Origin of the sequence: Aquirufa nivalisilvae (assembly GCF_003143535.1) — a bacterium.
Lineage (GTDB): Bacteria > Bacteroidota > Bacteroidia > Cytophagales > Spirosomataceae > Aquirufa > Aquirufa nivalisilvae.
In genome coordinates, this window is sequence record NZ_CP029346.1 from 1059020 (window position 1) to 1071287 (window position 12268).

Consider the following 12268-nt stretch of genomic DNA (forward strand, 5'->3'; position numbering starts at 1 on the left):
TTTAGGATATTTCTTCCTTGATTTGATAATCGGTTGTTTTGTCAGAATTAGTGACCATCAGCTCACCAATGAAACCAGCTAAAAATAACTGAACGCCTAATATGATGGCTACCAATGCCAAAAAGAACAAAGGATTATCCGTCACATTGCGGTATTTTAAATGCTGCGTGATATTGTAAAGTTTTTCGCCGATGAGCCACAAAGTGATGATACTTCCAGAGAAGAAAGATAGGATTCCGAAGCTACCAAAAAGGTGCATGGGTCTTTTGCCAAAGGTTTGTACAAAAGTGATGGAAAGTAAATCCAAAAATCCATACAAGAATCGCTCTAAGCCGAATTTGGTTACGCCATATTTTCTGGCTTGATGCTGTACTACCTTTTCTCCAATCTTAGAAAAACCGTTCCACTTCGCCTGAACGGGAATATAGCGATGCATTTCGCCATAGAGGCGAATGGTCTTAATGACTTCTAATTTATAGGCTTTCAATCCACAGTTGAAATCATGTAAATATACCCCTGAAAGCGCTCTGGTAGCGGCATTGTACAATTTGGTAGGGATGGTTTTAGACAAGGGATCAAAACGTTTTTGTTTCCAACCTGAGACTAAATCAAAACCATCTTGGGTAATCATTTGATATAATGCAGGAATCTCGTCGGGGGAGTCTTGCATGTCGGCATCCATGGTAATCACTACGGATCCTTGTGCTTTAGAGAACCCTTCATGCAAAGCTGCAGATTTACCATAATTACGAGCAAAAGAACTAGCTTTTAGGCTGGGGTATTGAACCGATAAAGATTTCAAAACTTCCCAGGATTCATCCCGACTACCATCGTTTACAAAAATCATTTCGTAAGAGAAATGATTGGCTCGCATAACCCGATCAATCCAAGCACATAGTTCTGGAAGTGATTCAGCCTCATTAAAGAGAGGGACAACGATGGAAATTTGTAGCGTAGAATCTTGCATGTTGACAAAAATACAAAAAGCTTGGTTATTATTTTAAGGGAAGATTAAATAGTAAGGTTTTAATAATTCTTGAAAATCAAGGTAGTAGTTGCCTTGTTCATCACGAATATGAATTTGTTCGACCGAAATATCCATTTTTTGTCGAGATCCCCAAAGCATTTGTCGTAGAACTTTAGCCCCAGGTTTGGGAATAATATGAGCAATCTGATTGGCAAATAAGCCTCTTTTTTCGGCAGCTTGTAAGAATATTCCCATTTCATGAGGAGGGTATAAGACAGCAAAATGCCCTAATTCTGTCAGATGATGGTGGATTGCTTGCGCTAAATCATCGGGAGACAAATGGTCTGCATGGATGGCAGCTTGCTTGGAACTATCCGTAGCAGCTAAATGATTGCTAAAAAAAGGTGGATTACAGATGATAAGGTCATAAGGTTGGCCGACATGCAAAGTTTTAATATCCCCTTGAAACACCCTGATGTGCTCTTTGAAAGGACTTTGTTCTACATTTTGTTGAGCTAATTCAGCCACTTCGGGAATAATTTCTAGGGCATCTACTCGTAAATCAGGGGATTTTTGACAAAGCATGTGTGCCAATAATCCGCAGCCTGTACCGATATCCAAGGTTTGTAGCGAGTTGCTAATGGGTATCCAAGCACCGAAAAGGCAGGCTTCTGTACTGATTTTAAGTCCTGGATTACCGTGGGCTAATTGAAATTGTTTGAACTGAAAAATGGACCTACTTTCTGCCATAATCCGCTGGATTTTCACCCCAATGTTCTGTTTCCCATTTCAAAATTTTCGTTTGGTAGAAATTGCCTTTTAACCATGCAATGGCCTTATCTACGCGTTGGAATAGTTCTTCCGTTTCTGAATTACGCTCCAAATTGGTTTTGATGGCTTTATTTCTAACCCAAGCTATAGCCGTTCTAGAATCGGAATATAAGGGAAATGGACAGTCGATTTTTTTCAAATAGGCCAAGCCATGAACAATGGCCAAAAATTCTCCAAGATTGACCGTTCCAATTGGATAGGGACCCTGGGCAAATAGCACCTCTTTGGTTTCGGTATTGACACCTTGGTATTCCAACACACCAGGATTTCCTGAACAAGCTGCATCTACTGAGATGCTTGGGATAATGATATCTTGGGAATGAATGGACTTTTTTACATTGGATTTTTTAGTTGTTTCTATACTGGCCCAATAGTTTTTTTTGAAGGCTTCTTCAGCTGCAGCACGACTATCAAAAGATTTATATTGTGCCCCAGGAAAGTTCTTGATTAACTTTTCAGCCTTAGCCCAAGAATCAAAAATTCCTGTTTCATGACCCGCCCAAATGACATAGTATTTTTGTTTTTTACTCATGCTTAGAACAATCGGGTCTTAATGATTTTAATAGCAATGGCAATTAAGATGACTCCGAAAACCTTGCGTAAAATTTGAGTACCTACGTTTCCTAATTTCTTTTCTATCCAAACGCTACTACGCAACACGAGGTAGATGAAGATTAAGTTAATCAAGATACTTATGATGATATTTTCCTCTTCAAACTGCGATTTTAAGGAAATCAATGTAGTCATCGTTCCAGCTCCAGCAATGACAGGGAAGGCAAGAGGTACAATGGAGTGGGTTCCTTCTTGCATTTCCTCAGCTTTGAAAATATTTCTACCTAAAGTCATTTCAAGTCCAATCAAAAAGATAATCAAAGCACCTGCTACGGCAAAAGAATTCGTATCTACTCCCAATAGATGTAAGATAAACTTTCCTGCAAAAAAGAAGCCAATCATGATGGCACCTGATACCAAAGTGGCCTGTTCAGCATGAATGCTTCCATTTTTCTTTCGTAGGTCGATAATGATGGGAATAGACCCCAAGATATCGATGACAGAAAACAGAATCAGGGATGATGAAATGATTTCTTTTAGGTCGAAGTGCATGTTAAGCTTGTATAAATTGTATGAGTGAGTGTATATCTTCTATGGTATGGCTGGGGAAATTAGCAATTCGGAAGGTATTGTTTTTCCAAGTGCCATAACCTTTGCCTAAATCAATTTGATGCTGTTCCGCTAACTGGAAAATGCGATTTACCTCGGATGATTCGCCTTTTAGAGCAAGCACGGTGGGAAGTCTAAGGGCATGTTGGTCTACCAAAAAATCAAATTCAAATGAGGATTGATGCTTCCAGAAATCTTCCCAAATGGCCATTTTCTCCCATGTTTGTTGGTGGATTACTCGAATCGAAGGTAGCGTTTGACTTAAGCGATTAAGTAAATAAATACCTAAAACATTAGGTGTATAATGCGTTTGGAACAATTTTCTGTTTTGCTCCATCAAAATGATGCTATTGTAATAATCTTTTCTGTTGAGTTTTTCAGCTCTTTCCAACGCTTTGGGTGAACAGATCAAAACTCCTAAACCAGCAGGAATTCCCATGCATTTTTGACATGAGGCTAACCATACATCGGCTTCCAACCAAGGTAGCTCAATGCCTCCCATAGAAGAGGTGGCATCTACAGCAATGAGGCAATCTGGAGAGAATCCTAATTCTTTTCGACAAATGACTTGCCCAGTTCCATTGGAAGTTTCACTTTGAACTAAGCAAAGTGTATCAATAGTAGTCTTTAGTTCATCGGAGATTTGTGAGGCAAAATCCGATAATGACTCGTTTAAACCAAATTCCAAGCTTGATGCTTGAGGAATAATTTGTTCCACATAATGAGCCCATTTTTTGCCAAAAGCACCGTTGTACACATGGAGGCTTTTCTTTTCAATCAGAGATTGAGCCACGATTTCCCAGGCCTCGGTGGCCGAAGAAATGAAATAAATGGTGTATTCGGCCGGGATGTCCCACTTTTGGTGCAAGTTTTCAAGGGTTTCTTTCAACAAGCTCTCAAAGCGGGCGCTGCGGTGATTGATGCTCACAATTCCCTGCTCGTACGCTTCTTGAATGAAGCCCAAAGTTTGAGGATAGACTTTGGAAGGACCAGGGTAAAAAGATAGCATGTTAAATAAAGGAGTATAGGCCTAAATCATAACTTCTCAATCCAAAACCAATGATGGTTCCTTTGCATTTTGGACTTAAGTAAGAATGTGCACGGAAAGATTCACGAGCATGAACATTGGAAATATGTACTTCAATCACAGGGGTTGAAATGGCAGAAACAGCATCTGCCAATGCAATGGAAGTGTGCGTATATCCGCCTGCATTCAGCAAAATACCGTCATAAGAAAAACCTACTTCATGTAATTTGCTAATCATGGCGCCTTCACTATTGGATTGAAAATATTCCAATTCCAATTCCTTCCCGAATTTATCTTTCAGTACTTCTAAGTATTGTTCAAAGGTCTGATGACCGTAAATTTCTGGTTCTCTAGTTCCTAATAGGTTCAAATTGGGACCATTTAGGATCAATATTTTTTGTCGTACCATATCAATGGGTTTTGCTTACATCTTCGGATTTTAAAACGTCCGTCAAGGTTTAAAATTACGTAATTCTTCTAAATTTACATGTTTGTTTCAATAAAAAGCCCATGTGGGAAAAGGAAATCCAATCGTTTGGAAACTATTTAAAGATTGAGCGAGGCTTGTCGGGCCATTCGCATGAGGCATACTTACGGGATGTTAGCAAACTAGCTACTTATTTGGCTAGCAGTTTAGGTGATGACTTAGCCATTGCTGAAGTTGAAGAAGCACATCTCTTGGCATTTTTGAAAGATTTGCACGGATTGGGCATCGAGGCAAGTACGCAGGCCAGGTGTTTGTCGGGTATACGTTCGTTTTTTCATTTTCTTCAGTTTGAAGGAAGCATTCAGCAAGATCCTACCTTGCATATTAAGAGTCCACAGCAAGGTCGGAAACTCCCAGATACACTCTCTTTTGACGAAATCAATCTGATTTTGGAACAAAATGATATGTCGACCCCCGAGGGAGTGCGCAATCGGGCTATGTTGGAAATGTTGTACGGTGCCGGTATGCGGGTTTCTGAGTTGACCCACTTGAAACTGACAGATGTCTATGAGGATATTGGATTTTTGAAAGTACGCGGCAAAGGGGACAAGGAACGATTGGTGCCAGCTGGGAAAGATGCTTTTCGTTATTTGAAAATCTATTTAGAATCGGTTAGGTCACAAATACCCGTCAAGAAGGAAGCTTTGAATGTAGTCTTTTTGAATAGGCGAGGAGGGGCTTTGAGTCGGGTGATGGTCTTTATTATTTGTAAAGACTTAGCTGCCAAAGCAGGCATTGAAAAATCCATTAGTCCACATACTTTCCGACATTCCTTTGCTACTCATTTAATTGAAGGTGGAGCGGATCTTCGTGCTGTGCAAGAAATGCTTGGCCACGAATCTATCTTGACTACGGAAATCTATACCCATTTAGATCGGGCATATTTAAGTCAGATGGTGAGGGATTTTCATCCGCTTAATAAGGGAATGAAGAATGTAGAATGAAGAATGTAGAATTTTTTCAGGAAAGATTTTTGACGTTCATCTCATATCGCAGTAGTTGAATGACGTAATTTAATATGAATATTGTATACCTCAATTACTTCGTGCTTATTGATTTTTTTTCTAATCACCAATATCTAAATCCTAATATTAATCCCAAAATAAACGGTTAATCCTCACGAAAGATTGGAACGTAGCTTGAGCGAGGCGTCAAGCGGATATTTGACCTTGCGCATAGGCCATGTGTGTAAGCGTCAAAGATTAAAGCCGTAAGCGGAGAAACAATCGGTTCCGCGGAGCGGAATTCGTCTTGGGATTAACCGTCCTTCTTCTGTTTTTTTTTGTTTCTTTTTTTTATGAAAAAAAAGAAATACCAATGAGATTTTTAACTAAGAAATGTACTTGAATAAACTTTTTTAACAATTTTTTTTATAGAACTTAACTTACCATGGTCTTTCTTTTTTTTGAACAAAAGAAAGACCATAAATTCTATGCTTAATCAAGTTCTGATTGTGGGTTCGACATGACCCTACGGAACATGTCGAACAGCTAGTTTTCATCCGCTGAATAAAGAGTGGAGAATTTAGAATGAAGAATGTAGAATTTTTTCAGGAAATGATTCTCGACGTTCATCTCATATCGCAGTAGTTGAATGAAAATTGTAAACAGATTTTAGCACTTCATTCTTAATTCTACATTCTCCATTCTTCATTCTACATTGTCCATTTCCTCCGGAAAAGGAATAAATACAAAATTAGTGAACTGGCCATCAACCACGAAAAGGCAGGCGAATTCTTCGATGTCTTTGTAATTTTGAACAAATAGCTCTTTGTTTTCTTCCGCCACTAAACCTCTTTGAAGAAATTCCTCCAAAGTGGAAGCATGGTAATTCCATTTATTGCCATTCATTTCGTTCACACCAATCAATTTTTGACCAATCTCAATCGGTCTTTGAGAGGTGACAAAAACAGGGAAATCGGAAAAGCCTCTTTTCTTGATTTGGTAGGAAGCCTCTTTCAAGAGTTCAGAAACCAAGATAAAATCGCTGGAAATTAAACCCAAGTACTTGCCATTCAAGTCAGGGGAGTTGGGTGCGTTGGAAAGGGCTTGATAATCTTCAATCATGATATTAACTCTTACTTAGTAATAATAATTGGATGTCTTTGACAGCTTTGTGAAATAATTTGCCGATCATAGGATGCGTAATGTAACCCTTATAGGAATAAACTCCCTTCATAAAGGATTTACCTTGCCAGAGCATTTCTTCAACACCTCCTGTTTTACCTGCTTTCAGTAAAAAAGAAGTAATTAGATTGCTGATGGCTAAACTAGCGGTTTGACTTACCTGAGAAGGAATATTAGGTACACAATAATGAATGACTCCATGTTTGGTAAATGTAGGATTTCCCAAATTGGTAGTAAAAGATGTTTCAAAACAGCCTCCTTGGTCGATGCAAACATCCATGATTAGCGTACCTTCTTTTAGCTTGCTCACCATTTCTTCGGTTACAATGCAAGGCGTAATGCCATTGTCTGAACGTAAAGCACCTACAATCACTTGGGCTTCTTGCAAGGCTTTTGGTAAGTTTTCCGAATCAATCACTTGGGTGATGAGCGGAAAGCCTAAACTTTGCTTCAAACGCTGTAATTTATAGATGTCTTTATCGAAAACCTGGACTTGAATACCGGCATGCCAGGCCGCACGAGCAGCTTGCTCTACTACTTGTCCGGAACCTAAAAGCACCATTTTGCAAGGTGGAACTCCTGTTACATTGCCTAATAAAATACCCGGCTGATGTTCCTTACGTAATATTTCTGAAGCAATAGGTAAAATTAATTGCCCCGCTATTTCGGCCATGATTTTTACAAATGGGAATCCGCCTCCATTATCTTCGGCATATTCCAAACCAATGGCTAAGATTTTCTTTTGAATTAACTTATCAATGATTTCCACCGTCAAATGATGGTAGGAAGCGCAAGATATCAGGCAATTGCCCACTTTCATTAATTCAATCTCCTTTTCACTAGGCGGGCTGATTTTAATTACCAAGGGTGATTGCCAAACTTGTGCAGTATCTTCTGTCACAGATGCACCGGCTAACAAATAATCGGCATCCGAAAAGCCAGAACGCTCTCCAGCGGATTTTTCCACCACTACTTCATGACCATTGGCTACTAATAATTGGACCGCATGTGGACTAAGAGCAATTCGGTTTTCATATTTGGCATGTTCCTTAGGTATACCAATCAAAATACTGCGTGCATTTTGTTTGGTCCATGCCATCGCCTCCATGGGCATGATGCCTTGTTGTGCTAATAATTCCTGAAAAGGATTAGATTCCATCATTCGTGCCAAATTGCTGTAAGATGACGGTGCTTTTCATCTTGGGTACTAATATTTATTTCTATGTGGGGAAAATCCCACAATTCTTCGGCTTGCTCTGGCCATTCGATTAAACAAAGATGACCAGAATCTAGGTATTCTTCAATACCAATGTCCAAAGCTTCTCGAACATTTTTCAATCGGTATAGGTCAAAGTGGTATATGATATCACCAGCTGCATTTTGGTATTCATTGACCAAGGAAAAGGTAGGGCTTTGTACTGATTGTAAAACGCCCAACTGTTTGCCCAATTCTTTGATTAAGGTGGTCTTTCCAGCCCCCATTTGTCCACGAAATAGACAAACAGAAGGGAATTGGGAGCTAATAGCTAACCAATCTTTTACCACTGCGGGTAAATCTTCTAAGGTATACGTAGCGCTAAATACTTGTTTCATTAGTCTAAATCAATATCTCCTAGTTGTGGACGAATCAAAATTTCTTCTAATACGGTAGAAGGGGCCATTTGGTAAGCAGCCCAAATGGTCGAGGCAATATCATCGGCAGGAATAAATCGGCTTGCAGGTAAATTGACTCCATCCCAGGAAGGAGTTAAGGTAGCACCCGGCAATATGGCCGTCACTTTGATTCCTTGTGTCTTTAATTCTTCTCTTAATACTTTGGTGAAACCTAGGAGCGCAAATTTACTGATGCAATACGAGCCACCTTGGGTATAAGCTGTGATAGAAGCAGTAGAACAAATGGTGAAAATATGTCCTGATTGCTGAGCTTGAAAACTCGGCAACAAGGCTCTGGTCAAATGATAAGCCGAATATAAATTGGTCTCAATTTGTCGCTCTAACACATTTTCTTCCTCATTTTGAATTTGTCCAGGAAGGAAAAATCCAGCATTATTGATCAAAACATCTACCTGGGCACTTTGTGCTAACACAAATTGAGCAAAAGCCTGTGTTTGATCTTTTTGACTGAGATCAGCCACAAAAGTATGGAGTAAAGGACTGTTTATTTCTTCGCTTAGCGCTGCTAAACTAGCTGCTTTTCGAGAGCAGGTAAAGGTCTTAAAACCCTCCGAAATGAATTTTTTCACTAAGGCTTTACCAATTCCCTGACTACCTCCGCTGATTACTACCGTTTTGTTCATTATATTTGAATCTTATTGCGCTCAATTAATCCAACGCATGTCAAAATTAGGCAAATATTTAATCTTCCTTGGTAAGCTTTTTACAAATCCTGAGAAATTTAGGGTCTATGTATCTTTGGTGATTCAGGAATGTATGGATATTGGGATTAACTCCTTGTTGATTGTAACCATTGTGGCTTCCTTTTTAGGGGCAGTTACTTGTGTTCAAACGGCTGCCAATATGGACAATCCTTTTGTTCCGCAGTATATTATCAGTTTGATTGTTCGCGATTCAACTTTATTAGAATTAGGCCCAACCATCACTTGTGTGGTATTGAGTGGTAAAGTAGGTTCCAGCATCGCGGGCCAATTGGGCACCATGCGCATTACCGAGCAAATTGATGCCTTGGAAGTGATGGGAATTAACTCTCAGTCTTATTTGGTATTACCTAAAATATTGGCTTCCGTTATTACATTTCCTATGCTAGTTACGCTAGCGTGTTTCTTAGGAATTTATGGAGGATATATTGCAGGATGGTTAACAGGGGCCATTTCTCCCCAAGAATACATTCATGGTATTCAGTTTCAATTCAAAGGGAATTACATGTTTTTTGCTTTGGTAAAATCGGTGGTATTTGCCTTCTTGATAGCTTCTATCGCTTCTTTTCAAGGTTTTTATACCAAAGGCGGGGCCTATGAAGTAGGAAAAGCTAGTACTGCTGCAGTGACCAACTCCTGTATTGCCGTATTAATCGCTGATTATTTATTGGCCCAATTATTGGTGGGCTAGATTCTTTCCATTTTTACTTCCGTTTCTAAACTAGAAATAGCAATACCTCGGTAAGTGCCATAGACGGGTGTGATTTCTTCTGGAAGGCAAGAGGCAGCCAATGGAATATGATTGCCTGAGACTACTTCATGCTGGGTTGGATCATAACCTCTCCATCCACCTCCAGGTAAATAAACTTCTACCCAAGCATGTAAATGGTGTGTTTGATTAGGTACATCCACAGGTGCAACTCCAATGTAATAGCCAGAAACAAAGCGAGTTGCTAGTCCCATAGCACGACATAATGCTGCGAATAAGACAGCATAATCCCGACAAGAACCTTTTCTGTTTTGTAATGTTATTTCAGGACTATGCGGTGCACCTTCTTCTCGGATTTCGTAGGCAAAGTTTTGGAATATAAATTCATTGACCGCCGAAAGAAAGGCGGAAGTATCCCAAAGTACAGCTTTGGCTAATTGCTGGGCGCAAAGGTCAATTTCTGGACTTACAGTATCTTGAGCTAGGTATGGACTTAAAGTTCGCTGATAGCTAGGGCTGTAAATTAGGGGCAGCTTTTGACTTTCAAATGGGAAGTAAACAAAGTCAAATGGATTGAATTCGGTGGTTTCTACTACCGCTTCCATGTATATGCTAAGCTGATCCGTGGGCTGCTTGAAATACAAAATGTTTTGAATGTTTCCTTCGGGGTCCAGGTTTTTTGAAATTTGAACAGGCAATGGTTGGATATCCAAGCTGAAGGAATTGACTGAAAGCATGGAGCTCTTCCTAGGATGTAAATACAAGACATGCGGATCTAGTGTTACGAGTTCACTATATCGATAATTCAAACGGTGTTGAATGTGCGCGATCATGCAGGCTTGGGGCTAAGGGAAATGAGGTTTTCCATCCATTTTTCATCGATTCCTTCCAATGACTTACGCAAGGCTATGTTCCAATCATCCGAAATGTTTTGCATGTCTTCTTTGCTTAATCGGATCTCTTTGGCATGAAAACTATTCTTTTCGTAGACCACCACATCAATTGGATAATCTACGTCATTGGAGCTTACCTGTGTGGCATCAAAGGAAAGAAAACCCATTTTAAGGGCATCTTTTAAAGATGTTTCAGCGGTTAAATTGCGGTTAAGCAATGGCTTGCCATAATTGGAATTACCAATGATTTGATATTTCAATCCTTCATTAATTTCTATCCAATTACCTTCTGGGAAAATCAAAAAGAGCTTGTGTTCTTTATCTTGGCACATTTGTCCTCCTACTAGGGCATGGAGATTAAAATGGTACCCTTCTTTTTCTAATGAATCTCGATCTTCCGATGCTACCTTTTTCAGCATATTACCAAAGGCGGTAGCTGCTTCAAACATAAAGTCATAAGTAGCTTCTTCCTTTTCAATGGCTTGATTAAAATACGTGACCGCTTTATCCCGAACAGAGCGTAAACCCGCCGTCATGATGAATAAGCTGTGATTTTGTATTTCGTGAATAGAAATCTTTTTATTCGAGTAAACTTCGTTACCTGCAGTAATGCGAGTATCGGCAATAGCTACTAAACCTTCTTTAACCTTAATTCCTAGGCAAAATGTCATGTGATGCAAATCAAAAATGTGCGCAAAAATACAAATTTTAAACTAAGCCAAGGCTTAGCTGACCGGTTTAAGGTCAAAATAAGTATTGAATATCGTTTCCCCTACTTCATTATTTTTGATTTGAAAATTATCTAAATATTGATGGAGACCTGTATTTAAGATGTCATCAATCTCTGTGAATTCTACTTCAGAAAGAAGTTTGGATAGTTTTTTCTCTGCTGGATTGGAAAACCCATTGTCGGAAGAGGTACCCGAGATATCATAAAGTGAAGCTTGTGCCTCTTTCAAACAATGTACCACCGAACGAGGGAAGTTTTTGTCTAATATTAAAAACTCCACAATGTGCGTTGGATTAACGACCTTATACTGTTGACGAAACATGTTATATGCCGATACCGACTTCAATACGGCAGACCAAAGCAATAAGTCCAAAGGAGAACCGATTTCATTGACATCGGGTAGGAGTGTAAAATATTTCACATCCAAGAAACGCGTGGTCTTGTCGGCCCGCTCCAACAACTTGCCCAATTGTCCAAAATGCCAAGCTTCACCTCGGGTGATGGTAGAATCGACAATGCCATAAAACAATTGGCTACCTGATTTAATTTCTTCCAAAAAACCTTGATAACGAGAAATTTCCCAGTTTTTACTTCCTTCTACTTTGTCCTTGACTTTCCAATAGATTTGATTGACATATTCCCACATTTCTTTGGAAATACTTTCCCGAATGGTACGAGCATTTTCACGAGCACAGTAAAGGCATGATATAATGGAATTGGGATTTTTAATATCAAATGTCATGTAGTGCAATACGTTCTCTCGGCTCGCCTCTGAATAATGTTCAAAGAAATTGAAATGGTCAGCGGTAGCCACAATGAGCGGTTCCCATTGTTCAGGAACGTTGGGAGGAAGGTCTAAAGCAAGATTGAAATTCACCGAGATAAAGCGGGCATAATTATCCGCTCTTTCAATGTATCGGTTCATCCAATAGATGGAGTTAGCAACACGACTTAACATAGGC

Annotated in this window: 15 protein-coding genes; 2 read left to right on the top strand and 13 right to left on the bottom strand. The window is 39.5% G+C overall.

The genetic code is table 11. The annotated features are described in order from the left end of the window. Nucleotide 1: 1 nt before the first annotated feature. Genes HME7025_RS04665 through aroQ form a run of 6 tightly spaced genes read right to left on the bottom strand, consistent with a single transcriptional unit; the run spans nt 2 to nt 4395 of the window. Nucleotides 2–967: a glycosyltransferase family 2 protein gene (locus HME7025_RS04665; RefSeq protein ID WP_109322524.1), complete on the bottom strand. Its 966-nt coding sequence runs from the start codon at nt 965–967 to the stop codon at nt 2–4. A gap of 33 nt (nt 968–1000) precedes the next feature. Continuing rightward, nucleotides 1001–1717, bottom strand: a complete 717-nt coding sequence (locus HME7025_RS04670) for a tRNA1(Val) (adenine(37)-N6)-methyltransferase (RefSeq protein WP_109322525.1) — start codon at nt 1715–1717, stop codon at nt 1001–1003. Continuing rightward, complete coding sequence (locus HME7025_RS04675) at nt 1704–2330, bottom strand: ribonuclease H1 domain-containing protein (protein WP_109322526.1); 627 nt, start codon at nt 2328–2330, stop codon at nt 1704–1706. The genes HME7025_RS04670 and HME7025_RS04675 overlap by 14 nt, the downstream gene beginning before the upstream one ends. 2 nt (nt 2331–2332) lie before the next feature. Further along, the gene (locus tag HME7025_RS04680; protein ID WP_109322527.1) at nt 2333–2902 is read right to left on the bottom strand and encodes a MarC family protein; all 570 of its coding nucleotides are present in this window, start codon (nt 2900–2902) and stop codon (nt 2333–2335) included. 1 nt (nt 2903) lies between these two features. Continuing rightward, complete coding sequence (locus HME7025_RS04685; RefSeq protein WP_109322528.1) at nt 2904–3968, bottom strand: aminotransferase class V-fold PLP-dependent enzyme; 1065 nt, start codon at nt 3966–3968, stop codon at nt 2904–2906. Nucleotide 3969: 1 nt separating this feature from the next. Next, nucleotides 3970–4395: a type II 3-dehydroquinate dehydratase gene (aroQ, locus tag HME7025_RS04690; protein WP_109322529.1), complete on the bottom strand. Its 426-nt coding sequence runs from the start codon at nt 4393–4395 to the stop codon at nt 3970–3972. Nucleotides 4396–4496: 101 nt separating this feature from the next. On the opposite strand from aroQ, the gene xerD reads away from it, so the two are divergent. Then, entirely contained in the window at nt 4497–5417 is a 921-nt protein-coding gene (gene xerD / locus HME7025_RS04695; protein WP_109322530.1) for a site-specific tyrosine recombinase XerD, read from the top strand. Nucleotides 5418–6122: 705 nt separating this feature from the next. Here the strand turns inward: xerD and HME7025_RS04700 are convergent. Genes HME7025_RS04700 through HME7025_RS04715 form a run of 4 tightly spaced genes read right to left on the bottom strand, consistent with a single transcriptional unit; the run spans nt 6123 to nt 8896 of the window. Continuing rightward, nucleotides 6123–6539, bottom strand: a complete 417-nt coding sequence (locus HME7025_RS04700) for a hypothetical protein (protein ID WP_109322531.1) — start codon at nt 6537–6539, stop codon at nt 6123–6125. 4 nt (nt 6540–6543) lie between these two features. Beyond that, a complete protein-coding gene (locus tag HME7025_RS04705; RefSeq protein WP_109322532.1) occupies nt 6544–7761 on the bottom strand; it encodes an alanine dehydrogenase in 1218 nt (405 codons plus the stop codon). Continuing rightward, complete coding sequence (tsaE, locus tag HME7025_RS04710) at nt 7758–8192, bottom strand: tRNA (adenosine(37)-N6)-threonylcarbamoyltransferase complex ATPase subunit type 1 TsaE (protein ID WP_109322533.1); 435 nt, start codon at nt 8190–8192, stop codon at nt 7758–7760. The genes HME7025_RS04705 and tsaE overlap by 4 nt, the downstream gene beginning before the upstream one ends. After that, nucleotides 8192–8896: an SDR family oxidoreductase gene (locus HME7025_RS04715; protein WP_109322534.1), complete on the bottom strand. Its 705-nt coding sequence runs from the start codon at nt 8894–8896 to the stop codon at nt 8192–8194. Before HME7025_RS04715 ends, tsaE begins: the two co-directional genes overlap by 1 nt. A 37-nt stretch (nt 8897–8933) precedes the next feature. On the opposite strand from HME7025_RS04715, the gene HME7025_RS04720 reads away from it, so the two are divergent. Then, on the top strand, nt 8934–9665 hold the full coding sequence (locus HME7025_RS04720; RefSeq protein WP_109322535.1) for an MlaE family ABC transporter permease: 732 nt from the start codon (nt 8934–8936) through the stop codon (nt 9663–9665). Here the strand turns inward: HME7025_RS04720 and HME7025_RS04725 are convergent. The 3 genes from HME7025_RS04725 to HME7025_RS04735 are packed head-to-tail and all read right to left on the bottom strand — an operon-like array spanning nt 9662 to nt 12264. Next, the gene (locus HME7025_RS04725; protein WP_109322536.1) at nt 9662–10516 is read right to left on the bottom strand and encodes a transglutaminase family protein; all 855 of its coding nucleotides are present in this window, start codon (nt 10514–10516) and stop codon (nt 9662–9664) included. The two genes, HME7025_RS04720 and HME7025_RS04725, sit on opposite strands and share 4 nt — an antisense overlap. Further along, a complete protein-coding gene (locus HME7025_RS04730; RefSeq protein ID WP_109322537.1) occupies nt 10513–11247 on the bottom strand; it encodes a peptidase in 735 nt (244 codons plus the stop codon). The genes HME7025_RS04725 and HME7025_RS04730 overlap by 4 nt, the downstream gene beginning before the upstream one ends. A gap of 54 nt (nt 11248–11301) precedes the next feature. Then, complete coding sequence (locus HME7025_RS04735) at nt 11302–12264, bottom strand: alpha-E domain-containing protein (protein ID WP_109322538.1); 963 nt, start codon at nt 12262–12264, stop codon at nt 11302–11304. Between the last annotated feature and the right edge of the window lie 4 nt (nt 12265–12268).

What these genes read in the sequence shown, in the direction of transcription:
- HME7025_RS04665 (WP_109322524.1), bottom strand. Translation starts at nt 967, where the DNA reads ATGCAAGATTCTACGCTACAAATTTCCATCGTTGTCCCTCTCTTTAAT.
- HME7025_RS04670 (WP_109322525.1), bottom strand. Translation starts at nt 1,717, where the DNA reads ATGGCAGAAAGTAGGTCCATTTTTCAGTTCAAACAATTTCAATTAGCC.
- HME7025_RS04675 (WP_109322526.1), bottom strand. Translation starts at nt 2,330, where the DNA reads ATGAGTAAAAAACAAAAATACTATGTCATTTGGGCGGGTCATGAAACA.
- HME7025_RS04680 (WP_109322527.1), bottom strand. Translation starts at nt 2,902, where the DNA reads ATGCACTTCGACCTAAAAGAAATCATTTCATCATCCCTGATTCTGTTT.
- HME7025_RS04685 (WP_109322528.1), bottom strand. Translation starts at nt 3,968, where the DNA reads ATGCTATCTTTTTACCCTGGTCCTTCCAAAGTCTATCCTCAAACTTTG.
- aroQ (WP_109322529.1), bottom strand. Translation starts at nt 4,395, where the DNA reads ATGGTACGACAAAAAATATTGATCCTAAATGGTCCCAATTTGAACCTA.
- xerD (WP_109322530.1), top strand. Translation starts at nt 4,497, where the DNA reads ATGTGGGAAAAGGAAATCCAATCGTTTGGAAACTATTTAAAGATTGAG.
- HME7025_RS04700 (WP_109322531.1), bottom strand. Translation starts at nt 6,539, where the DNA reads ATGATTGAAGATTATCAAGCCCTTTCCAACGCACCCAACTCCCCTGAC.
- HME7025_RS04705 (WP_109322532.1), bottom strand. Translation starts at nt 7,761, where the DNA reads ATGATGGAATCTAATCCTTTTCAGGAATTATTAGCACAACAAGGCATC.
- tsaE (WP_109322533.1), bottom strand. Translation starts at nt 8,192, where the DNA reads ATGAAACAAGTATTTAGCGCTACGTATACCTTAGAAGATTTACCCGCA.
- HME7025_RS04715 (WP_109322534.1), bottom strand. Translation starts at nt 8,896, where the DNA reads ATGAACAAAACGGTAGTAATCAGCGGAGGTAGTCAGGGAATTGGTAAA.
- HME7025_RS04720 (WP_109322535.1), top strand. Translation starts at nt 8,934, where the DNA reads ATGTCAAAATTAGGCAAATATTTAATCTTCCTTGGTAAGCTTTTTACA.
- HME7025_RS04725 (WP_109322536.1), bottom strand. Translation starts at nt 10,516, where the DNA reads ATGATCGCGCACATTCAACACCGTTTGAATTATCGATATAGTGAACTC.
- HME7025_RS04730 (WP_109322537.1), bottom strand. Translation starts at nt 11,247, where the DNA reads ATGACATTTTGCCTAGGAATTAAGGTTAAAGAAGGTTTAGTAGCTATT.
- HME7025_RS04735 (WP_109322538.1), bottom strand. Translation starts at nt 12,264, where the DNA reads ATGTTAAGTCGTGTTGCTAACTCCATCTATTGGATGAACCGATACATT.